This is a genomic window from Streptococcus fryi (assembly GCF_053206505.1).
On sequence record NZ_JBRUGW010000032.1, the window covers coordinates 1 to 24,085 of the forward strand.

The 24,085-nt window shown below is 38.0% G+C and carries 15 protein-coding genes, 1 CRISPR repeat array and 1 other annotated feature; of the genes, 4 read left to right on the forward strand and 11 right to left on the reverse strand.

From position 1 onward, the window contains the following. Positions 1-20: 20 nt before the first annotated feature. Positions 21-152 (forward strand): transposase, encoded by a 132-nt coding sequence (locus ACVRZH_RS08190; RefSeq protein WP_447454812.1) that lies wholly within the window; start codon positions 21-23, stop codon positions 150-152. A gap of 277 nt (positions 153-429) precedes the next feature. Here the strand turns inward: ACVRZH_RS08190 and ACVRZH_RS08195 are convergent, their stop codons facing one another. The 8 genes from ACVRZH_RS08195 to rplJ form a co-directional block, all read right to left on the reverse strand. Further along, positions 430-1,833 (reverse strand): polysaccharide deacetylase family protein, encoded by a 1,404-nt coding sequence (locus ACVRZH_RS08195; RefSeq protein ID WP_447454813.1) that lies wholly within the window; start codon positions 1,831-1,833, stop codon positions 430-432. A gap of 302 nt (positions 1,834-2,135) precedes the next feature. Next, positions 2,136-3,560, reverse strand: coding sequence for an NADP-dependent glyceraldehyde-3-phosphate dehydrogenase (locus ACVRZH_RS08200; RefSeq protein ID WP_447454814.1), 1,425 nt, complete (start codon positions 3,558-3,560; stop codon positions 2,136-2,138). A gap of 193 nt (positions 3,561-3,753) precedes the next feature. Continuing rightward, a CRISPR array of direct repeats spans positions 3,754-9,204; the repeat unit is 36 nt; unit sequence GTTTTGGAACCATTCGAAACAGCACAGCTCTAAAAC. Positions 9,205-9,292: 88 nt separating this feature from the next. Further along, a complete protein-coding gene (gene csn2 / locus ACVRZH_RS08205) occupies positions 9,293-9,955 on the reverse strand; it encodes a type II-A CRISPR-associated protein Csn2 (RefSeq protein WP_447454815.1) in 663 nt (220 codons plus the stop codon). Then, positions 9,945-10,286, reverse strand: coding sequence for a CRISPR-associated endonuclease Cas2 (cas2, locus tag ACVRZH_RS08210; protein ID WP_447454816.1), 342 nt, complete (start codon positions 10,284-10,286; stop codon positions 9,945-9,947). The genes csn2 and cas2 overlap by 11 nt, the downstream gene beginning before the upstream one ends. Continuing rightward, a complete protein-coding gene (gene cas1, locus ACVRZH_RS08215; RefSeq protein WP_447454817.1) occupies positions 10,283-11,149 on the reverse strand; it encodes a type II CRISPR-associated endonuclease Cas1 in 867 nt (288 codons plus the stop codon). Before cas1 ends, cas2 begins: the two co-directional genes overlap by 4 nt. After that, a complete protein-coding gene (cas9, locus tag ACVRZH_RS08220) occupies positions 11,149-15,258 on the reverse strand; it encodes a type II CRISPR RNA-guided endonuclease Cas9 (RefSeq protein WP_447454818.1) in 4,110 nt (1,369 codons plus the stop codon). The genes cas1 and cas9 overlap by 1 nt, the downstream gene beginning before the upstream one ends. Positions 15,259-15,626: 368 nt before the next feature. Then, positions 15,627-15,995, reverse strand: coding sequence for a 50S ribosomal protein L7/L12 (gene rplL / locus ACVRZH_RS08225; RefSeq protein WP_447454819.1), 369 nt, complete (start codon positions 15,993-15,995; stop codon positions 15,627-15,629). 73 nt (positions 15,996-16,068) lie between these two features. Then, positions 16,069-16,566, reverse strand: coding sequence for a 50S ribosomal protein L10 (gene rplJ / locus ACVRZH_RS08230; protein ID WP_447454820.1), 498 nt, complete (start codon positions 16,564-16,566; stop codon positions 16,069-16,071). Between the two features lie 30 nt (positions 16,567-16,596). Continuing rightward, positions 16,597-16,733, reverse strand: a sequence feature (ribosomal protein L10 leader region). A 107-nt stretch (positions 16,734-16,840) separates the two neighbouring features. Between rplJ and ACVRZH_RS08235 the strand changes: the two genes are divergently transcribed. The 3 genes from ACVRZH_RS08235 (at position 16,841) to ACVRZH_RS08245 (ending at position 20,076) form a co-directional block, all read left to right on the forward strand. Further along, entirely contained in the window at positions 16,841-17,482 is a 642-nt protein-coding gene (locus ACVRZH_RS08235) for a helix-hairpin-helix domain-containing protein (protein WP_447454821.1), read from the forward strand. Then, positions 17,475-19,724, forward strand: coding sequence for a DNA internalization-related competence protein ComEC/Rec2 (locus tag ACVRZH_RS08240; protein ID WP_447454822.1), 2,250 nt, complete (start codon positions 17,475-17,477; stop codon positions 19,722-19,724). Before ACVRZH_RS08235 ends, ACVRZH_RS08240 begins: the two co-directional genes overlap by 8 nt. 64 nt (positions 19,725-19,788) lie before the next feature. Then, positions 19,789-20,076, forward strand: coding sequence for a helix-turn-helix transcriptional regulator (locus ACVRZH_RS08245; RefSeq protein WP_447454825.1), 288 nt, complete (start codon positions 19,789-19,791; stop codon positions 20,074-20,076). 126 nt (positions 20,077-20,202) lie between these two features. Here the strand turns inward: ACVRZH_RS08245 and ACVRZH_RS08250 are convergent, their stop codons facing one another. Genes ACVRZH_RS08250 through ACVRZH_RS08260 form a run of 3 tightly spaced genes read right to left on the reverse strand, consistent with a single transcriptional unit; the run spans position 20,203 to position 23,797 of the window. After that, on the reverse strand, positions 20,203-22,143 hold the full coding sequence (locus ACVRZH_RS08250; RefSeq protein ID WP_447454823.1) for a PTS fructose transporter subunit IIABC: 1,941 nt from the start codon (positions 22,141-22,143) through the stop codon (positions 20,203-20,205). Beyond that, positions 22,140-23,051, reverse strand: a complete 912-nt coding sequence (pfkB, locus tag ACVRZH_RS08255) for a 1-phosphofructokinase (protein ID WP_447454824.1) — start codon at positions 23,049-23,051, stop codon at positions 22,140-22,142. The genes ACVRZH_RS08250 and pfkB overlap by 4 nt, the downstream gene beginning before the upstream one ends. Further along, positions 23,048-23,797: a DeoR/GlpR family DNA-binding transcription regulator gene (locus ACVRZH_RS08260; protein ID WP_447454826.1), complete on the reverse strand. Its 750-nt coding sequence runs from the start codon at positions 23,795-23,797 to the stop codon at positions 23,048-23,050. The genes pfkB and ACVRZH_RS08260 overlap by 4 nt, the downstream gene beginning before the upstream one ends. Positions 23,798-24,085 lie beyond the last annotated feature (288 nt).

Sequence of the window (24,085 nt, forward strand, 5' to 3'; positions counted from 1 at the left end):
GCAGGCATTACTTTCTTCCTTTGCCACCCTATTCTCCTGAACTCAATCCCATTGAACAGTTTTGGGCTACTCTAAAAAGAAAGGTGACTGAGTTGTTAAGAACAGGATGTTCTGTTCAGTCTGCTTTAGAATACTATTTTAAAACTAAATGATTATATCTTTACAGAGGCTCTCTATTCCGTATTTTTCAGTAAAGCGGATTATATGCTTAACGTTTGATTCTGTTACTTTTGAGAAAGGCAAGGTAAGAATCAACCTGATTGTTGTAACTGATAAACATCTACTTTAACTTCAAAGTATAATGACATATGAAAAACACCCCAAAAGTTAGATTTCCTATCTCACTTTTGGGGTGACGTTTATTTATGCTGGTGTTTTTATCATCTCAACGACTAAAGATAATATGATTCAATTAGAATTGACAGGGCTTTACTCCAGACCATACAACTCACTAATTGTCACAAAACTATATCCTTGTGACACTAAGTAGTCCATAACTGTCGGCAGGGCATTCATCGTTGTTGGATGGATATCATGCATCAAGATAACAGCACCCGGATGAACACTAGCCTGTATATTAGCCATAATGGCCTCTGTTGACCTGTTCTTCCAATCTAAGGTATCAACAGTCCAAAGCATTTGAGTCATCTCAGTCAGTGATTTAACAGTTGCATTCGTTGCTCCATAAGGAGGTCTAAATGTTTTTGGTGTCACACCTGTCACTGCTTTTATTGCATCTGTCGTAGTATTAAATTGCCATCTGATTTGATCGGCACTAAGCCCTGGTAACTTCGGATGATCCCATGTATGATTACCAAGTTCGTGACCTTCCTGAACCATACGCGTCAAGATAGAATGATTACCTTCAATAGCAGAACCGAGAACATAAAAAGTCGCCTTAGCATTATAGCGTGCTAAAATATCAAGCACCTGAGGCGTTGTTGCCGGATTTGGTCCATCATCAAATGTCAAGGCAACCACACGCTGTCCTTGTAAGACAGGACCATAATCAAAAGCCGATAACTGCCTTTGACGTTCTTCTTCAACTCGAGCAGCCTCTTCTGCTTCTTTTCTAGCCTTTTCCTCAGCCTCATAAGTTTGATAAGCCGTCAAAGCACTCCCCGTTAAATACTGGCTATCTATCACATCAAACAAACTAGCATATGGAACTTTAATAGGTGTCGACAACAGTGGGCTGTAAAACAGCATCCCATCTTCAACATAGTCAACGCCATCGTTCATGACTAAAGTTTGCTTAAAACGTTCGATAATATCATAGTTATTCAAATCATTGATAATCTCATCAACATTGTCAACTGCTTGATTGGTCAAAGTGGCTTTAATTTCCTCATCAATCCTTGCACCATAATTTTGAACAAGATTGTTTGGGTTAAATCGCGTCTCATCAGTTTTCATGTGATGAGTCGAAATAATACGATCTTCCACCTTATCTACAGATAATGGACCTTGCTGGTAACGTCGGTAGTGAACGACCACCTTCTTAACATTCTTTAAGCCAGTATCCATCAACTCAGGCACAACAACCGAAAAGGCATTCTGAGATAAGGGATTGATCTCCGTATCATACAGTTGAGTCGCTATCCACATCTTCTCGTGTAAACCGGTCGTGCTATCGCCAGGACTAAAGATATAAGACCGCCCCTTTGAAAAGTTATAACGTTCTTGATAGCCTAAGGAAATACTATCCTTTGCCAAAGCTTTCGTATCAGAAATAGCCTTGTTAAATTGACTATTGAGATAATACTTGTAAGTAAAAAACATCCCAACAAGTATCAGGGTTATTATCATTAAAAAGGCACTTACTCGCTTCATAACAAACTCCTTACATTATAACATCACTATTATTTTTTATGACAAGTTCACTACAATAATCATTTCTTTTTCTTAATTATTATACCATGACTTCAAATGTAAATTCAATCATGAATAAAAATAAGCTGGAATAAAAATCCCAGCTTAACATTGTTAACTTATTTGAAAGTCTCTTCTCTATACTTATAAGTGATTAGCTGATTTAATCCTAAACTTCCAAACATATAAACTAATCAATATGATAAGGTTGATGCAACAAGCTACTTTTGACCTTACAAGTTTATACAATCGGTCTGTCTAATTTACTTGATATCAAAAACAACTGATTTGACGCTAGTCATTGCTTCGATAGAATATCTCACACCTTGTGTACCAGCACCTGATTTCTTCACACCAAGGAATGGGAAGTTATCTGTTCCACGTTGTGTTTTGTTATTGATGTGAACCGTTCCAACTTCCAATTGTTCAGCAATGGCAAAAGCTTGTGGGAAGTCATTTGTAAAGACTGATGCTTGTAAGCCATATTCTGATGCATTAGAAATTTCAATAGCTTCTTCAACTGATGAGACACGAATAACTGGCAATACTGGACCAAATGGTTCTTCCCATGCCAAGCGCATATCTGTTGTGACTTTATCGAAGAGTACAGGGCGAATTAAGTTTTCGTTACGCTCAAACGGTGTTACTTCATCAGCACCTTTTTCTTGAGCATCACGGACCAAACCTTCAACATAGTCAGCCGCTTTGGTATCAATCAATGATGTGATATCTGCATCTTCTAATGGATCACCAATAGTCAATTCTGATACTTTATCACGTAAAAGGGAAACGAGGTCATCTGCTACATCATCCATAACAAGAACACGTTTCACAGCTGTACAACGTTGACCAGAGTAGCTAAAGGCTCCAGCGATAACATTTTTAGCTGTCAATTCTAAGTCTGCATCGCTAAGGACAATAGCCGAATCCTTACCACCTAATTCAAGCATGATTGGACGCATACCTGCCAATTGACCAATGCGTTCGCCGACTGGTGTTGAACCTGTGAAGTTAATGAAATTAACAGCCTCATGCTCAACGATATAGTCACCAATTTCTGAACCACGTCCTGTTATCGTGTTAAAAACGCCTGCTGGGATACCTGCTTCAACAAATGCCTCAGCCAATAGCAAACCAGAAATTGACCCTTGTGTTGGTGGTTTGAAGGCAACAACGTTTCCTCCAATAAGCGCTGGAGCAATCTTAGATCCAGCTAAATTGATCGGATAGTTAAATGGTGAAATTGCTAAGACAAGACCGACCGGTTCTCTACGAACCACGGCGATTTTTTTCTTACTTGCTGCTTCGAAGCTACCACCTTCTAAAACTTCACCTGATAAACGTAATCCCTCTTCAGCTGCAAAGCGAATGATTTCAGCCGTACGAACCACTTCAGCCACAGATGCTTTATAACCTTTTGCGATTTCTTTAGCCAAAATCACACCGATTTTGTCCTTATCTCGCATTAAGATATCCGCAGCTTTATGCAAGTAAGCTGCGCGCTCCACATATGATAAAGCACGCCAAGCTGGTAAAGCAGCTTTGGCTGATGCCATCAAGACATCAACATCTTCACGGCTCATTGCTGGTATTGTACCTAACAATTCACCATCTGCTGGTGCATAGATACTAATCTCATTGGCAGACGTTTTCCATTCACCATTGACGTAATTTTTATATTGTTTCATAACAACTCCTTATAGTCTAAAGAAGCTCTCAAAAACAGCAACTAAGCTGCCTCAAACAACTTCTTAAAAGATAATAACCTCATTTTATCACTTTTTTCCCTTTTTTCAAGTTTTTGCTACGAGGAGTAAATTGAAACAAAGATAACTTAAGATAGGTAGCTTGATGAGTGAATTATGTTTTAAAACGTTAGTAGTTTTGGAACCATTCGAAACAGCACAGCTCTAAAACATGACAAATGTTCTTACTCTCTTCCATTCTGTTTTGGAACCATTCGAAACAGCACAGCTCTAAAACTGGTGGAAAGGTGGTTATTCATCAGTTAGCGTTTTGGAAACATTCGAAACAGCACAGCTCTAAAACATCAACCTCATCAATAGCCCTAGTAACCTGGTTTTGGAACCATTCGAAACAGCACAGCTCTAAAACAAAACTATATGGAAAGGCTATTAAATGTCAGTTTTGGAACCATTCGAAACAGCACAGCTCTAAAACAGCATACCCAGACATTTGTGCGTCAATTTGGTTTTGGAACCATTCGAAACAGCACAGCTCTAAAACATAACAAGCGAGCCCACACTGTAATAATATGTTTTGGAACCATTCGAAACAGCACAGCTCTAAAACCACTTACTACAAATAAAGGCGAAGGTATAAGTTTTGGAACCATTCGAAACAGCACAGCTCTAAAACTCGATACCTTGAAGACCCCGTTCGAAAGTGGTTTTGGAACCATTCGAAACAGCACAGCTCTAAAACTCATACAGACCTTTGATAAAGCCTTTTACGGTTTTGGAACCATTCGAAACAGCACAGCTCTAAAACAACTTTCAATCGTGTCCAGTATGGATGAGGTGTTTTGGAACCATTCGAAACAGCACAGCTCTAAAACACCTTTGAGCAAATCACTATAAATTTAGACGTTTTGGAACCATTCGAAACAGCACAGCTCTAAAACTCTACAACCATATCCTGGCAATTATTTTCGGTTTTGGAACCATTCGAAACAGCACAGCTCTAAAACAGCGATGAAACGTGGCAAGATTGCTATGGGGTTTTGGAACCATTCGAAACAGCACAGCTCTAAAACAACAACATCAATGAACATTGCGACTTATTAGTTTTGGAACCATTCGAAACAGCACAGCTCTAAAACCAGTGGACGAGGTTTGTTATTACTTGGAAAGTTTTGGAACCATTCGAAACAGCACAGCTCTAAAACAATTTACCATTACCACGCTTAATCTCCCCTGTTTTGGAACCATTCGAAACAGCACAGCTCTAAAACAGGCGTTATGAATATAATGTCTAACTTCAGGTTTTGGAACCATTCGAAACAGCACAGCTCTAAAACTTGTACCAAACTGATTGTTAATTGGAAGTAGTTTTGGAACCATTCGAAACAGCACAGCTCTAAAACTTCATTCTCTTGATTTCAGCTATTATTTGAGTTTTGGAACCATTCGAAACAGCACAGCTCTAAAACGAGCCTGTTAAAGCGGTTAAAGAGGAAGGGGTTTTGGAACCATTCGAAACAGCACAGCTCTAAAACATACAATCTCCACTCTTAGAAAATCCATATGTTTTGGAACCATTCGAAACAGCACAGCTCTAAAACAAGATAGAGTTATGGATTTAGTTAAGGATGGTTTTGGAACCATTCGAAACAGCACAGCTCTAAAACATATCTCAATATTATCTGCCTCAATCGGAGGTTTTGGAACCATTCGAAACAGCACAGCTCTAAAACTCACAGGCAGATTCAATATCAACGACACATGTTTTGGAACCATTCGAAACAGCACAGCTCTAAAACCTGGTATGGCTGCTGTTGCAAAAGAGATGGGTTTTGGAACCATTCGAAACAGCACAGCTCTAAAACCGCATTTCTAATAATTTCCCATGCAGCTTTTGTTTTGGAACCATTCGAAACAGCACAGCTCTAAAACTTAATACTAGAGCCGTAAACACCACTAGCAGTTTTGGAACCATTCGAAACAGCACAGCTCTAAAACTTAATTGACTATATGGATTAATTATGAATAGTTTTGGAACCATTCGAAACAGCACAGCTCTAAAACAGTGTAGTTCTCTAGTATCAATCTCTTTTAGTTTTGGAACCATTCGAAACAGCACAGCTCTAAAACGCATTAATGTATCGTAAATAGACTTAGCGGGTTTTGGAACCATTCGAAACAGCACAGCTCTAAAACCTAGAGCAGCGGCTGACGGTGCTGCTTTTTGTTTTGGAACCATTCGAAACAGCACAGCTCTAAAACTATTACAAAACGTGAAGAGTTTGTGTAGGGGTTTTGGAACCATTCGAAACAGCACAGCTCTAAAACGGGGTTCTGGTGAAAATTCATTCCAAAGAGGTTTTGGAACCATTCGAAACAGCACAGCTCTAAAACCCGACCATTGCACGACTACCATTAAAACCAGTTTTGGAACCATTCGAAACAGCACAGCTCTAAAACGTCATGGTAATGTTAAAAGGTAATAGAACCGTTTTGGAACCATTCGAAACAGCACAGCTCTAAAACAGTGACTAGGTCTTTTTTCTATATCCTATTGTTTTGGAACCATTCGAAACAGCACAGCTCTAAAACTTTACTGGAGAACCTATTGAATCACCACCTGTTTTGGAACCATTCGAAACAGCACAGCTCTAAAACACATCGCTGAGTTGTTTGTTTAAGTTATAAGTTTTGGAACCATTCGAAACAGCACAGCTCTAAAACTCAGCTTGCTTTGTCTCAGTGATGGTGTAAGTTTTGGAACCATTCGAAACAGCACAGCTCTAAAACTTAACTATCTCCATTGCTAGAGATAACGACGTTTTGGAACCATTCGAAACAGCACAGCTCTAAAACGTGGTGTCTTTTTTCAGATCCGCATATTCAGTTTTGGAACCATTCGAAACAGCACAGCTCTAAAACCCCCATTGCGCACCATCTTCGTCCAATATTGTTTTGGAACCATTCGAAACAGCACAGCTCTAAAACTATGGTATTATAGACTTGATGAAGTTAGAGGTTTTGGAACCATTCGAAACAGCACAGCTCTAAAACTAACCGGAAGTGGCGTTAGGAATGTCGTTAGTTTTGGAACCATTCGAAACAGCACAGCTCTAAAACGTACAAGTTGCTCAAGGAACTACAGCTATAGTTTTGGAACCATTCGAAACAGCACAGCTCTAAAACAAATCTTGATACAAACTATAATGGAGGTGTGTTTTGGAACCATTCGAAACAGCACAGCTCTAAAACAGTATCAACGCTCAGTCGAACGATTGTTGAGTTTTGGAACCATTCGAAACAGCACAGCTCTAAAACAGTTGTGAAATATAACATTGTGTCCACTTCGTTTTGGAACCATTCGAAACAGCACAGCTCTAAAACTGACTATGAAACCAATCTACAAGAAGATTTGTTTTGGAACCATTCGAAACAGCACAGCTCTAAAACGTGATGGTATATGCTTCTCCTTTTTTCTTAGTTTTGGAACCATTCGAAACAGCACAGCTCTAAAACGGATATGCTAAAAGTTTAGTATCTAATAGGGTTTTGGAACCATTCGAAACAGCACAGCTCTAAAACAAGATGGTAAAACACCAACTGAGATTTCTAGTTTTGGAACCATTCGAAACAGCACAGCTCTAAAACATTGAGTTAATACTAGATCTAACTGAATTAGTTTTGGAACCATTCGAAACAGCACAGCTCTAAAACTATTAAATGCTTTAATAATGGTCTTAATCAGTTTTGGAACCATTCGAAACAGCACAGCTCTAAAACACGCACACACTAGAGGACTAACAATCCTCTGTTTTGGAACCATTCGAAACAGCACAGCTCTAAAACTGTTATCTCTTAAGAATGAACATTTATATAGTTTTGGAACCATTCGAAACAGCACAGCTCTAAAACCAAAGTGTAGCCAGAACTTCACGCGCAACAGTTTTGGAACCATTCGAAACAGCACAGCTCTAAAACACACACTTACTAGAGGACTAACAATCCTCTGTTTTGGAACCATTCGAAACAGCACAGCTCTAAAACAAAGTAGACGAAGTAGCTCCTAAGTTAGCAGTTTTGGAACCATTCGAAACAGCACAGCTCTAAAACATGCTCGTGAGAAATACCCTCGTGATGCTGTGTTTTGGAACCATTCGAAACAGCACAGCTCTAAAACACTTGTGCTTGGACCTAAGTAATTCAACAGGTTTTGGAACCATTCGAAACAGCACAGCTCTAAAACAACTTCAAAGATGGAGAAAAGGTAGTTCTTGTTTTGGAACCATTCGAAACAGCACAGCTCTAAAACAATGTTATTTCCTAAGTGCATTCTTTCGTTGTTTTGGAACCATTCGAAACAGCACAGCTCTAAAACTCTTTATTCATTAAATATTTTTGAGGGTTGGTTTTGGAACCATTCGAAACAGCACAGCTCTAAAACAGTTGTTCAGCAGAACCTCTTCCGACGTCAGTTTTGGAACCATTCGAAACAGCACAGCTCTAAAACTCAAACCAGCTTCAAACTGGTCAAACAGTTGTTTTGGAACCATTCGAAACAGCACAGCTCTAAAACCGAACTGGCGATTTATTTGTCATGGAAACCGTTTTGGAACCATTCGAAACAGCACAGCTCTAAAACAGAAGCCTTTAACTGGTACTTCCCTAATAAGTTTTGGAACCATTCGAAACAGCACAGCTCTAAAACATAAGAACAGATGGATTATGTTATCGGCTAGTTTTGGAACCATTCGAAACAGCACAGCTCTAAAACAGAGCTGAGAATAAGACCAGAACGCCTGCTGTTTTGGAACCATTCGAAACAGCACAGCTCTAAAACCGTCTTCTGGGTTGTATTCGGGGTTCTTCTGTTTTGGAACCATTCGAAACAGCACAGCTCTAAAACATTGGTAAAGGTGATGAAATTCTTATCTTCGTTTTGGAACCATTCGAAACAGCACAGCTCTAAAACTTGACCCCTATAGTCTTGTTGTATAGGTCGGTTTTGGAACCATTCGAAACAGCACAGCTCTAAAACGTAATGTCAACAGAATTTTCCTCTGCTAATGTTTTGGAACCATTCGAAACAGCACAGCTCTAAAACTCTTTTTTTTGGAGGTATTATGACTATTGAGTTTTGGAACCATTCGAAACAGCACAGCTCTAAAACACATATTTGAAAAAAGAGGGACAACTTATTGTTTTGGAACCATTCGAAACAGCACAGCTCTAAAACTATTACCCGATAATAGTCAATACTTTTTTCGTTTTGGAACCATTCGAAACAGCACAGCTCTAAAACAGTTGATGGTCATTGCCCCATTTCTACTCGGTTTTGGAACCATTCGAAACAGCACAGCTCTAAAACCAATTCGACCCTCAATCATTCCTTCTCCGAGTTTTGGAACCATTCGAAACAGCACAGCTCTAAAACAAGTAGTTCAAGTTAATTGCGCTATTCGGAGTTTTGGAACCATTCGAAACAGCACAGCTCTAAAACAAACAGTATCAAGTTAATCATGAGACTATTGTTTTGGAACCATTCGAAACAGCACAGCTCTAAAACCTTATATAGTATATTACGGCAATAACGCAAGTTTTGGAACCATTCGAAACAGCACAGCTCTAAAACCTCGTGGAACTTTTTTGCCACAAGATTTCGTAATCGCGCCATTCGTCTCAGCCAGACTTCAGTCTCGAGTGATCCCTCATATTCGTTATTATAGCATATTTTGCTCAATTAAAAAATAATCATCATCTAACACATACTGCGGGAAGTCATAGAGTTGTCTAGGTTCTATAAACATCACCTGTAGTTGTGACAAGGCAATATATTCAAATATCTGCTCTAATTCAGACTTACTCAGATAAGAGCCAATATTCACAAAAACCAACAAACGCTTTTTACTTAAATAGCGAAAAACCTGCAAAATTTCAAAACATTTATTAAAAAACGTATCACTTTGCGTCTCTATTTTTACGCCCAGTGCCTTAATCAACTCTAAAATAGTGATTTCATCATATTCTAGGTCTAACTCATTTTCCAAACACTCAAAAGAAATCAGTTCTGTAATGGTCTCAGCTAATTTTTCCACCATTGATTTAACTTCTGGCTTTTCATTAAACTGATTTTCCAAATCCGCATGAATCAACTTCAAAATAGCTGGTGCATTAACATCAAAACCCAAAACATCAGTGATTAACATCAACTCTGTTTCCTTCAAACGTACCATCTTGTGATCAAAAAATTTGACTTCACACTCATCGGAGTAATGATATAGCTCTCTCACAAAGTTCCCAAAAAGACTTGAGGATTCAATCGTTAATATTGTCCACGCTTTTAATGAAATGCTATGGTCTAGTAAGGGAAAATTAAGTTTCATCAAACCTATCTCCTAAAAATACAATCCTACTATCTGTATTACCAATAGACGCATCACGTTCACCATGTAAATACACCATTCTAGCAAACTGCTTTTCCGTCACAGTCAATAGTGAAATACTGCCCTTTTTAGGGTTATTTTCTTTAAGACGCGCAAACATCGCAGTACTAGCTGAGTTATTCAGCAACAATTTACTATAGACAGAATACTGATGCATAATAAAGCCTTCATTCAATAAAAACTTCCGAAATTGACGATAGGCTTTCTTATCATCTGATGTATCTGTCGGCATATCAAACATTAAAATCATTCGCATATATCGATAGCTCATATCCTAAACTCAGGGATTTCTTCCCCATCCTTATTTAAACACTTAATCACCCGCTTCGTATAATCACTCACAATATTGGTCAAATACATCTCTTTACCACGATATAAAAAAGTATCTGAAAACATCGTAAACAACTCACGTTTGAGCGTCATAAAAGACTTTGTTCGATTTCTGTAAATAATCCTATCAACAATAGGTCTAAATGGCTCCATAATATCACTAGCTAGGTTAAACTGATTAAATTGATTGGCATGTTTTAAACCAAACTGCGTCATACAACCACACAAAACAACTTCACGCGCAAACATACTCATGAGTAAAGTATAACCATAATCCAAAGCAGCATTGATATCATTATCTAAATCACGTGAAAAATCATTCCCAAACAAGGTATTGAAATAAATTCTAGCCGAATGTCCTTCCCGATTTGACGGATCAAATTCCTCCAAACCATTATACAAGTCAATAATAGCATTTGATTTTTCCAGATACTGACAATCAGCCAAATGATAAGCTTGATTAAGGATTTTTTGGGCAATGATCGTCGTCCATACCTTGGCTTTGTTAGTTTCTTCCCAACCTAGCTGACGCGATAATTGTAAACTAGAATCATGACGACCATAGTAGGCTAGCAACTGAGCTGTTGGCAAGCGTTTATCATCACAAAAAATAACAAGTATATTCTCATCAACCAAACGTTTAATAAGCATGGTTGATATCACAATATCTGTTGTCTCGAGTAACAAGATATCAATCTCGGACAGATGAATCATTTCTGTCCGAGAAGCATCTTTGAAAATCAAATGGTTGTTTTTATAAGACAACTTAGAATGCGTATTAACAACCACAGTCCGCCAACCCATCAGTCTTCTCCTAATTGGCTCAAATCAATCCGAGTTTCATAAAGTCCCGTGATGGATTGATGAATAAGAGTTGCGTTCAAACACTCAGTTGTAGATGTGTAACGCTTACGATCTATCGTCTCACCTAAGAACGAAAAGGCTGATGGAGCACCTAAAGCTGTCAATTTCAATAAGTTTATAAATGAAGTTGCCACCTCTTCAATCGGTAATTCTTGCCCCTTATCAAACAAACGGTGTATCTTCTCCATATTAGCAGGGACCAATAGGTAGCGCTCTTCAAATGCTGAGACATGAGAAAGTATTTTTTCAAAATAGTCAGCATGTTTGATGACCATATCTAGACACTCTTGCCCTTTTGTTGGGTGATTGATATGTTCACAACAATACAAGAACTTGACTAGGTTTTCTGGTAATAGTAATTGATTGCCTTTTTGTAGTTCTTTGGCACTTGCAAGCAAACGTCTACGACCATTTTCCATTTCAAACAAGCTGTACTTAGGCAATTTAATGATATGGTCTTCTCGAATATTTTGATAACCTCTAGACTCTAGAAAAGCAACAGGATTTTTTTCAAAGCGTTCTTGCTCCATAATGGTAATGCCAACCATTTCTTTCACAGTCTTTAACTTTTTAGACTTTCCTTTGGCGACATCAGCAACAACTAATACGCTATAAGCCACAACAGGACTATCAAAACCACCATATTGTTGAGGAGATAAACCACTTTTACGAGCAATAAGTTTGTCTGATGGACCTTTTGGAAGAACAGTTTCCTTAGAGAAGCCACCCGTCTGAACCTCTGTTTTCTTAACGACATTAACTTGAGGATATGACAGGACTTTTTTGATAATAGGTAGATGTTTATTTTTGTTCCAAATTTCCCCCATCTCTTCATCAGTAATAATCTCAGAGTTTTTGAAAAACTTCATGATGTTAGAATAGAAGAATAGTTTAGCTGTTGCTTTACCAAGCTTATTTTCCATAGTATCAGCAACAATCTTCTCCACAGTATATTTCTTGAACTCACCATAAACAAACTCTGGGCTGAGTTTAGGGTAGCGTTTGAGCAAGGTTTTAGCGACAACAGCATTGAGATAGGCATCATGAGCATGATGGTAATCATTGAGGTCACGTACCTTGCAAAGATTAAATGCTTTTCTGAAATCTGACACCAACTTCGATTTTAGTGTAATGATTTTGACCTTGCGTAAACGTTTATGATGGTCATCCGTATCAGGATTAAAACGTTCATCCAAAATCCTTGCCACATGTTTGGTGATTTGACGGGTCTCAACTAATTGACGTTTGATGAATCCTGCCTTATCTTTGTCTGTCAAGCCACCACGTGTCGCTTTCGTCAGGTAATCAAATTTTAACTGAGACATGAGTTTGGCATCACGCAGTCGTTCCCAATAACCCAACATTTTTGCAACAACTTCTTTACTAGGCACATCATCGAGTTTACCACGATTTTTTTCTTGGGTTGTCAATACTTTATTATCAATGGAGTCATTCTTAATAAAGCTTTGTGGGATAATATGGTCAACATCATAAGTCTGCAACAAATCAATGTCTAAATCTTTTCCTGTGTAGATATCTTTACCATTTTGCAAAGCATATAGATACACTTTTTCATTATCTAAGCGTAAATCATTAAGTTTTTTTAGATTTAGTTTTTCATCAATGGTTTCTTTCTGACTCAGTGACAAGAGACCTTCTGTCACTTTTTTCAGACGTTCTTTAGAGGCATTACGCCCTTTTTGTGTGGACTGGTTTTCACGCGCCATTTCAACAACAATATGCTCAGGAGCATAGCCCATGACTTGAACCAACTCATCAACAATCTTCAAACTCTGTAAAATCCCTTTTTTAATAGCAGGACTACCAGCAATATTGTCAACAAGAGCATGTAAATCATCCACTTGACCGAGAGATGCTGATTGTGCTTTGTCAATCTCATCTTTAAAGCTTAACGCTTCATCTGTCAGCAACTGCATCAAATTACGATTATCGTTGCTCATCAAATGACCGAGAATAGTTAACTGACTGCCTTTATTTTTAATGCCATTAATCAATTTTTGAGATAATCTTCCCCAACCTGTGTAATGGCAACGCTCTAACGTTTTGAGTTGTTGCTCGGTTAAGGTCATCGGCAACTTCCTCAAACGCTGACGAATCATCTTTTTATCTTCAAACAAGGTTAAAACCTTAACGATTTCTTCTATAATCGCCAAATTAGCTTCATCATCAAGGAAAGCCTTATCAAAAATTTTCTTTTTCCTCAAATCATGGTAAGTGCCCAAGGACGCATTGAATTTCCCTGTGACATCATCTAAGCCTCGAATGTCTTGAACTCTATATTCATCATACTCTAGTGCAAAGAAATCCATGAATTTTGCCTTAGTGACTTTACGATGCTCCTTGAACAGCTTATCGACAATATCCTGCTTCATGTAGGTGGATAAGGGATGACTATTCCCTTTGTCATCAACGAAACGAATATTGACGAGTTCATTATAGACCGTAAATAGTTCATAGAGGTGGCTATGCTTTGGTAGAACATCTTCATTCGGAAGATAGGTATCCTTATTGGTCATCCTAGTGATAAAAGCTTCTGCCGATTGTTCCAAATCAACCACTTCTTCAAAATTCCAAGGTCTAATTGGTTCGTTAGACTGCCGTTTCAACCAAGCATACTGACTAGATTCATGGTCTTTTGCCAATGGACCAACATAGTAAGGAATTCTAAACGTCAAAAGTTTTTCAATTTTAGCACGATTTTCTTCTAAGAAAGGGTAATATTGTTCTTGACGTCTTAAAATCGCATGTAATTCTTGCAAGTGAATCTGATGAGGAATGGCACCATTGTCAAAGGTACGCTGTTTTCTGAGAAAATCTTCCCTATCAATTTTCTCAAGGAAGCCTTCTGCGCCATCTATTTTAGACAATAGAGGTTTCATATAGCTATAAAAATCAACTTGTTTAACCCCATTGTCAATATAGCCTGCATAGCCATTCTTTGTCTTATTCTTAAAAATATCATGGTATTTATCAGGTATATGAGCTCGGATAAGGGCTTTGAGGTTTTTCAAATCCTCTTCATGCTCCTCATAGCGTTTGATCATAGAAGCAGATAGAGGTGCCTTTGTCACTTCATCTTTTGCTGTCAAGATACCTGACAAGAGTATGGCGTTATACAATTGTTGAGCAGATGCAAAGACCTCTGCATATTCTTCTGCATCTGGAATAAGGGCTAATAACTCCTCTAAATCACTATCGTAGCTATCTTTTGAAAATTGTAGCTTGGCATCTGAATCTAGTTTAAAAATAGTCTTAAAATTAGGCTGTAGACCTAAAGCTAAAGACAGCAAATTACCAAATAGACCGTTCTTTTTCTCTTTAGGATAATGTTTAAGAACATTTTCCAAACGACGACTTTTACTCAATTTTTCAGTCAGTAACTCAGTAACGGAAACTTTATTTTCCGATAACTGATGATTAGTAGATAATCGATCATAGGCAGCTACAAACCCTTCGAAACATTGTTGAATATCGGTATTTTCAGCTTCTAACTTTCCTTCAAATAAGAAATGCCCACGGTATTTGATGGTATGTGCTATTGCTAAATAAATCAGGCGTAAATCAGCCTTGTCATCCGAATCAGCCAATTGCTTTCTGAGATGATAAATGGTTGGATAATTATAATAATAATCCTTTTCCTCTTTCTCACTAGGAAAAATAGGATATTTGCCCCATTCTTTATCCCCTTTTACGAGGAATGAGTCCTTCAAACGATGGAAAAAATTAGGATCTACTTTTGCCATCTCTGGTTCAAATATCTCCATAAGAAAGGATAGACGTTTAGCACGTCTACCTAAACGACGTCTTGAAGTCCGTTTCAAACGTTTATCAGCAGCAGGTTTACCCTCCTCAAATAAACGGACACCTAAAAGATTTTTCTTAATGTATTCTTTTGACATATTGCCAAAGACCTTCATACGTTTTGACGGCACCTTCAAGTCATCGGTCACAATAGCCCAACCAACAGAGTTAGTCCCTATATCTAAGCCAATAGTATATGGTTTTTTAGCCAATAAATCTTGATTCATCTTGCTCTCCTTTTTATTTTGTGATAATAAGACAATCTTTTTTGTAAAACGCTTTCTATCTCTAATGATATTATAACCAGTATTGGATTATTTTTCAAACAATATTACAATCATTTCTAGCAGTAAATATCATACTACAACACCTTTTGAATCATACCTATATAAAACTGACATAGCCATAATTGTAAAGACCATTATCAAACATACGGATATATATGCTTATATCAGTTTTACAAAGAATATTTGAAAACCATAAATACTAGTTAGTTTACTACCCATCTCTTTTTAACCCTTATATAAAACAAAAACCACTATTCCAAAGAATAGCGGTTTAATCATATTTTTAGGCTACTTGAGTAGTCGATCTATTATTTAAGAGTAACTGAAGCTCCAGCTTCTTCAAGTTTAGCTTTGATGTCTTCAGCTTCAGCTGCAGCAACACCTTCTTTGATAAGACCTGGTGCTCCGTCAACAAGAGCTTTAGCTTCTTTAAGACCAAGACCTGTGATTTCACGAACAACTTTGATAACACCAACTTTTTTGTCACCAGCAGATGTCAATTCAACGTCGAATGAATCTTTAGCAGATTCTTCAGAAGCACCAGCACCAGCAGCAACTGCAACAGGAGCAGCAGCTGTTACACCAAATTCTTCTTCGATAGCTTTTACAAGTTCGTTAAGCTCAAGGATTGAAGCTTCTTTAATTTCAGCAATAATGTTTTCAATGTTCAATGCCATTGTATTTTCCTCCAAATAGTTTTAATAAAATAATAATCTTGTGTAGCTTAGGCTACCATTTGTGTGCTTAAGATTAAGCAGCGTCTTTGTTCTCTGCAACAGCTTTGACTGCAAGAGCAACGTTGCGAACTGGTGCTTGAAGTACAGAAAGAAGCATAGAAAGCATACCTTCTCTGTTTGGTAGTGACGCAAGAGCAACGATTTCTTCTTTAGATGAAACAGCGCCTTCAATCACACCACCTTTGATTTCAAGTTCTTTCGCAGTTTTAGCAAAATCATTGATGACTTTTGCTGGTGCAATCACGTCTTCGTTAGAGAAGGCGATTGCTGTTGGACCTACAAAAATCTCGTTAAGATTTTCAAGACCAGCTTTTTCAGCAGCACGACGTAAAATTGAGTTTTTAACGACTTTAAATTCTACATCTGCCCCACGCAAGTTACGACGTAAAACAGTATCTTGTTCTACTGTCAAACCACGTGAGTCAACAACTACGATAGATGCAGCTGCTTTCATTTTCTCAGCATAAATTTCAACCAATTCTGCTTTTTTAGCAATACTTGCTTGACTCATGTTTGTGTTTACCTCCGTTTTTATTTTTGTCTGGAACGAAAAAAATCGTATCCAAACCCAGACACGAAAGTACAATACGTTACAATATCTTATTGACGTTTTGTGCCTCGGTAGGACTATTATGAGCTAGGCTCCCCTACTGTCTTAGGTCAGTTTTATTCAAAACCTCAATTATAATATCATAGCTTAATGGAGTTGTCAACTGATTGGTACACTTTTTTTAAATCTTTCAAAAATAAATCTTATTTTCGAATAAAGTGTTAGGAGGATTTTTATGTTAGAACTTGTCATTGATAAATTTAAAGAATACAAATGGATAGCTATTACTTGCATCATTATTACTGTGATTGGAATAACTTTTTCCTCACTACAACACAATGCTACAGCTGAAGTCCCTAATTTCCCAGAAGTACAGACATCAGACACAATAGTTAAGGATAATCAGACAACTGAGAAAGGTCTTGATGATGAAACAAGTCCGAAAACGATTATAGTGGATATCAAAGGTGCTGTTCACAAAGAAGGTGTATATGAACTAAAAGATGGGCAACGTGTTAACGATCTCATTCATCTAGCTGGTGGTTTTCTTCCTGAAGCTGATCTAAATTCAGTTAACTTGGCACAAAAATTAAGCGATGAAGCTGTTATCTATGTTGCTTTGCAAGGTGAAAATATGTCTGTCATAACAACTTCTAATGCTACACCTACCTCTGAAGGTTCTGACAAAGTAGCCCTAAATACTGCCACACTTTCTGATCTTCAGACAATTACTGGTATTGGGGCTAAACGCGCTCAGGATATCATTGACTATCGTGATGCTAATGGCGGCTTTAAAGCCCTTGAGGAGCTTAAAAATGTCTCTGGTATTGGTGACAAAACATTTGACAAAATTAAAGAGGAACTAAGTCTTGACTAAATACTGGCCCATACCACCTATCTCAATAGCCTTACTCATGGTCTTGTCTTTTTTTACTGTTTTTCATACATCTTGGCTAACGATTGTACTATTAGCTATATCTTTATGTCAGCTTTTTAGACAATACAACTATGAACAATTGCTAAAAGTATTCGGTATACTATTATTTTGCATCGGATATTTCAGTTACTGTCGTTTTAATACTCATCACAAATCACTGAATGCGCCAACAAGCATTAGCACTATCACTATTATTCCTGATACGATTAGTGTTGATGGTGATTTACTCACTTTTCGTGGCTATGAGAACAAAAATACTTATCAAGCCTATTACACCTTAAAATCTCAGAAAGAAAAACAGTTTTTTGAACAGACTACAAAACCACTGCTATTAGAAATAGATGCTGAATTATCCTTACCTGAAGCAAAAAGGAATTTTAACGGCTTTGATTACCAAGCTTATCTGAGTAGTCAAGGTATCTATAGGATTGTCAAAATTAGTCATATCCACGCCATTGCAAGTGCCAAATTGAATTCTCCACTTGATTATCTAAGAACGCTGAGACGTCAATGGTTAGTTGATATCTCTAAAAAATTCCCAAACCCTATGAAACACTATATGACTGGTCTACTCTTCGGTTATTTAGGTAAAGAGTTCAACGAAATAGGGGATTTATATAGTCAACTAGGCATTATTCATTTATTTGCCTTATCAGGTATGCAAGTAGGATTCTTTTTAAAAGGGTTTAGGCAAGTCTTACTTCGGATTGGCATCACTCAAGAAACCGTTAATTGGCTTCAAATCCCTTTTTCATTTTGTTACGCTGCTCTAACAGGTTTCTCTATTTCTGTGGTTAGAAGTTTGATGCAAGCCTTATTACAACTTCTTAATATCAAAGGATTAGATAATCTGTCTATCGTTTTGATATCTTTATTAATGTTTAACCCTGAACATGTGATAACTGCTGGTGGTGTATTGAGTTTTACTTATGCTTTCTTAATTTGCATTACATCCACAAAACAGACCAATAGCATTAAAAACACTATCTATCAAACAGTCATTTTAAGTATAGGAGTGTTACCTATTCTTATGTGGTATTTTGCTGGTTTTCAACCCTTATCCTTAATCCTGACAGCTTTCTTCTCCCTACTATTTGATAACATCATGCTACCTATTCTAACACTGATTTTTTTGTTCAGTCCATGGTTCAGTATTTCTCAGGTCAATCCAATATTTGAACTATTAGAGCTACTGATCAAATGGATAGCATCATGGTCTGGTCATGGTCTAGTGTTCGGAATGCCTTCTCCGATACTGTTTTGCTTGATCATCATTAGCCTATCTCTTGTATTTGATAATGCTAAACGTAAAGGTAAAAGAGTCGTTTACATACTCATGACTTGTTTACTGTTCGCACTCATCAAACACCCATTAGAGAATGAGGTTACTATTGTTGACATTGGACAAGGAGATAGTATTTTTATTCGAGACATTACTGGTAAAACCATCCTTATTGATGTTGGGGGGCGTGTTGATTTTTCGGTAAAAAATAATTGGCAAAAGCGCCATCGTGAAGCCAATGCCTCTCGAACACTTATTCCTTACCTCAAAAGTAGAGGTGTACATCATATTAATCAACTGATATTAACCCACACCGACACCGATCATATTGGCGATCTAGAAGAAATTACTAAAACCTTCGACATAGATTCCATTTTAGTCAGCCCTGGAAGTCTAACTCAAACTGATTTTGTACAGCGATTAAAAGCATTGCAGATACCAGTTAAAACGATTCAAGCCGGAGACAGTTTGAAAATCATGGGTTCTCAACTTCATGTTCTCTATCCAATGTCTGTCGGAGATGGTAGTAATGACGATTCAATCGTGTTATACGGGCAGTTATTAGATAAATCCTTTCTTTTTACTGGGGACTTGGAAAAGGGTGGGGAAGATAGCCTAATACAAACTTATCCTCATCTAACTGTAGATATCTTGAAAGCTGGTCATCACGGTAGCAAAGGGTCTAGCTCACCAGAATTTTTAGATCATATACAGCCTACAATTAGTTTAATCTCTGCTGGAAAAAATAATCGTTACCAACATCCACATGAAGAAACTCTAGAACGATTTAAAGAACGTGACATCGCTATTTACCGAACGGACAAAGAAGGCGCTATCCGATTTCGAGGCTTTAACACATGGCATATCGAAACAGTCAGAGAACCAGATAATAATGACTAATAACTGTTAAACAACAACCTGTCTGTAAAGCTTAAGTTCAGAAATTTCTGAGGCCTTACTCTATATTGATGACAATCTACTAGGTGATATTTCCTTGTCAAAAGTATCGGCCCATGTGTACCTACAACCCTCTTATTTCAGTAAAATATTTAAAAAAGAAACTGGATTCACCTTTATTGATTATATTAATCGTAAAAAAATGATCAAATCTATGCTTATGTTAAAAGACCCTACACAGTCTTTAGAAACGATTTCGCACCGTTTAGGCTACCAACATCCTAGTTATTACACCAAATTGTTTAAAAAAATATTAGGAACTACACCTGCAGAATATCGCAAACATTTATCATAGCCAAAAAGGAGCTGGTTAACAAACCAAACTCCTCTTTTTAAAACCTTATAACTATCAATCTGCATTCAATCATTAGCGATATGACAAAGAACATATCATAACAGTTAAGAAGTAACGTCTAATAACTTACTTTCCTTTACGAAGAGTTCCGTAAAGAAGTCCTGAGACAACTGCACCAATAGCGATAAAGACTAAGTACAACAAAGGATTACTTGTCAAGGCGATAACGAAGATACCTCCGTGAGGTGCCAATAATTTAATGCCTGATAAGCCTACCAATGCTCCTGCCAGAGCTGAACCTGCAATAAAGCTTGGAATCGCACGGGCTGGGTCAGCCGCTGCAAATGGAATCGCACCTTCTGTAATGAATGACAATCCCATGATAACGTTTGTCAAACCTGAATTACGCTCTTCTTGAGAGAATTTATGTTTGAACAAGAGCGTTGAAACAAAGACTGCCAATGGTGGTACCATACCACCAGCCATAACCGCAGCCATAACAACAGAACCACCATCTGTCACCGTTGCAGCAAGAGTACCTGTACCAAAGACATACGCTGCTTTATTGACTGGACCACCCATATCAACTGCCATCATACCACCAAGAATTAAGCCCATCAAGATAGCTGAACCACCTGAAAGACCTGCAAGGAAATTGTTCATTGCTGTATTGATAGCAGCCATTGGAATATTGACAAAATACATCAGGAATCCTGTAATCAACACACCAAAGAGTGGATAAATCAAGATTGATTTGATACCCTCAAGTGAGCGTGGCAAGCCTGCAAAGGCTTTTTTCAATGCCAAGACAACATAACCTGCCAAGAAACCACCAACGAGGGCTCCCAAGAAACCTGATGAAACTGCCGCTGGGATTTCAGAAGTTGCTGCACCGTATTCAATCTTACCAATAGCTAAACCACTTGATGCAATTGAACCTGCCACAAAACCTGCAACCAAACCTGGTTTTTCAGCGATAGAGTAAGCAATAAACCCTGATAGAAGTGGTAACATAAACCCAAAAGCTGCACCACCAATTTTCATGAACATGGCTGCCAGTTCATTGTATGACCCTAGACTACCAAGATTGTCTTTCGGAACACCTAACATATTATCAAATAAGAAGGCTAGGGCTATCATAATACCACCACCGATAACAAATGGTAACATTTGTGACACACCACTCATTAAGTGTTTATAGAAAGTACCACCAAGACTTGTCGGTGTCACTGAAGCATCTGTTTGTCCTTCTTGAGCAACATAAACGTTAGCTTGATTGGTCAAGACCATATTGATTAATTCCTCTGATTTCTTAATACCGTCAGCAACTGGACGTGATACCAATGGTTTTCCATTGAAGCGTGCCATTTCAACTGCTTTATCTGCTGCGATGATAACACCCTTAGCTTTTTTGATATCCTCAGCTGTTAATTTATTGGCAACTCCTGACGCACCATTTGTCTCTACCTTAATAGCAACGCCCATCTCTGCGGCTTGCTTTTTCAACGCTTCTTCAGCCATATAGGTATGAGCGATACCTGTTGTACATGCTGTAACAGCTACAATGTAGTCTTGAGTTGCAGCAACTTGACTGTTCGAAGTTGCCATTACTTTAGCTTCTTCAGCATCAAATGCCGCAATAACCTCATCTGCTGATTGAGCACTGCGTAGTTGATCAGCAAAGCCAGGTCTCATCAAATACTTAGACAATTCTGCTAAAGCAGCCAAATGCGTATCATTAGCACCTTCTGGCGCCGCAATCATAAAGAACAAATCTGTTGGTTGACCATCTAAACTATCATAATCAACACCCTTATTTGATTTTGCAAAAAGGACAGTTGCTGCCTTGACAGCTGTATTTTTTGCATGTGGCATAGCAATACCATCACCCAAACCAGTTGTTGTTTGTGCTTCACGAGCCATGATACCTGCCTTAAAAGCAGCGCTATCGCTCACAACACCATTGGCTACTAAGCTAGCAATCATTTCATCAATCACTGCTTCTTTACTAGTTGCTTGCAAATCAAGCAACATGACTTGTTTATTCAAGACATCTTGAATTTTCATAATTCTTCTACCTCAACTTTTTGATAAATTTTTTTGATATCCTCTAATGTGGCTAAATCATCTGAAAAAGCCGTTGCTGTTCCACAAGCTACGCCCCATTTTAGAGCTTCAATAGGATTTTTTGACCTGACAAACTCACCTGTAAATCCTGCAACCATTGAGTCTCCTGCACCAACAGAGTTTTTAACCTGCCCTTTGATTGGTTTTGCAAAATAGGTTTTCTCTTTGGTCACTAGGAGAGCACCATCCCCTGCCATTGAGACAATCACATGCTGAGCACCTTTGTCAATAATGGCTTTGGCATAGCGTTCAACATCAGCTAAACCATCTAATGTAACACCAAAAATCGCTTCGAGCTCATGGTTATTGGGCTTAACCAACAAGGGCTCATAGACAAGACTATCAAGTAAGGTCTGACCTTCAAAGTCACAGACTACATGGGCTTGCCTAGCTTTGACAAGAGGAATTAAACGCTTATATACATCATTCCCGAGCGAACTTGGTGCAGAGCCTGCAAAGACAACGGTATCCTCAGCAGACAACTGTGACAGCCTATTTTCTAAGGCTAGTAATTGCTCTTCGGTAATCTCTGGTCCTGCGCCGTTGAGTTCCGTTTCATCATCAGCCTTGATTTTGACGTTAATCCTCGTATCTTGACTAACAGGAACAAAAGCTGTTCGAATGCCCTCAGCCTCCATTTGTTGACTAATGAAAGCTCCTGTAAAGCCACCAAGAAAACCAGTCGCTGTGTTTTCTATGCCTAAGCGTTGCAAGATACGACTAACATTTATGCCCTTACCTCCCGCAAATTTATCATCGCTTGTCATCCGATTAACAGCACCTAGCTCAACCTGTTCAAGTCTAACAATAAAATCAATGGAAGGATTCAGGGTAACAGTATAAATCATACTTCTATCACCTTCGTTTTTTCTTTTATGGTCTCTAGCAATAACTGATTATTGCCAGTAGCATTTGTAACGATAATCACCTCTTCTAAAGAGGCAACTTTAACAAAAGATTTTTGACCGATTTTAGAAGAATCAACAAGAATGTAACTCGCTTTACTATTTCGTATAATTGCTTGCTTAACCATTGCTTCTTCCATTTCAGGTGTTGTGACGCTTTGGTTATCCACACCATTCATCCCCATAAAAGCCTTATCAAAATTCAGTTGCTCAATCTGAGCCATTGCCATAGCCCCAATACTAGCATCCGTTGAGACTTTCACAAAACCACCAATAATCATCGTTTTGATTTGCCGATCAACGAGCTTGCTCGCATGGTGAATAGAGTTAGTCACAACCAAGATATCATCAATAGGGAGATTATCAATCAATAACTCTGTTGTTGTGCCAGCGTCTAGGAAAATAACATCACCTTTTTCAATCAGACTAGCCGCTTTTTCAACTAAAGATCGTTTATCTTGAACGTTTTTGATAGATTTTTCCTTATTGGTTAATTCTTCTCGTAAAGATTGAATTTTTTCTGCCCCACCGTGAACACGTCTCAACTGACCTTCTTTTTCAAGTTCGTCTAAATCACGTCTAACCGTTGATTCAGAAACACCGATGGCATCCACAAAATCTTCCAAAGTCACAAAATGCTCAGTCAAAACCTTAGTCAATATCAGCTGTTTCCGTTCTGATTTTAAAATAGGCCATCACCTCCTGCAATCGTTTACACTCACTATTATATCGTAAGATATTAAAAAGTCAATCACTTTCTATCAAAAACTTTCAAAAAGTATCATATAGTTTTATCACATGCAGCATAAGCAAATAAAACAGGACATAATAAAAAGAAGTCAGATATTACGGCTCTATAATTTCTGTAGTGGGTAACTCCACCATAGAGATTATAGGGCCTTTTGAGTATCAAAAAGTCCCATATGACCTATAATGAAAAGCAAGCAAACCATCATTAGAAAGACTCATATGGAACA

Coding starts and splice junctions, on each gene's coding strand:
- ACVRZH_RS08195 (WP_447454813.1), bottom strand. CDS start 1,833: ATGAAGCGAGTAAGTGCCTTTTTAATGATAATAACCCTGATACTTGTT.
- ACVRZH_RS08200 (WP_447454814.1), bottom strand. CDS start 3,560: ATGAAACAATATAAAAATTACGTCAATGGTGAATGGAAAACGTCTGCC.
- csn2 (WP_447454815.1), bottom strand. CDS start 9,955: ATGAAACTTAATTTTCCCTTACTAGACCATAGCATTTCATTAAAAGCG.
- cas2 (WP_447454816.1), bottom strand. CDS start 10,286: ATGAGCTATCGATATATGCGAATGATTTTAATGTTTGATATGCCGACA.
- cas1 (WP_447454817.1), bottom strand. CDS start 11,149: ATGGGTTGGCGGACTGTGGTTGTTAATACGCATTCTAAGTTGTCTTAT.
- cas9 (WP_447454818.1), bottom strand. CDS start 15,258: ATGAATCAAGATTTATTGGCTAAAAAACCATATACTATTGGCTTAGAT.
- rplL (WP_447454819.1), bottom strand. CDS start 15,995: ATGGCATTGAACATTGAAAACATTATTGCTGAAATTAAAGAAGCTTCA.
- rplJ (WP_447454820.1), bottom strand. CDS start 16,566: ATGAGTCAAGCAAGTATTGCTAAAAAAGCAGAATTGGTTGAAATTTAT.
- ACVRZH_RS08235 (WP_447454821.1), top strand. CDS start 16,841: ATGTTAGAACTTGTCATTGATAAATTTAAAGAATACAAATGGATAGCT.
- ACVRZH_RS08250 (WP_447454823.1), bottom strand. CDS start 22,143: ATGAAAATTCAAGATGTCTTGAATAAACAAGTCATGTTGCTTGATTTG.
- pfkB (WP_447454824.1), bottom strand. CDS start 23,051: ATGATTTATACTGTTACCCTGAATCCTTCCATTGATTTTATTGTTAGA.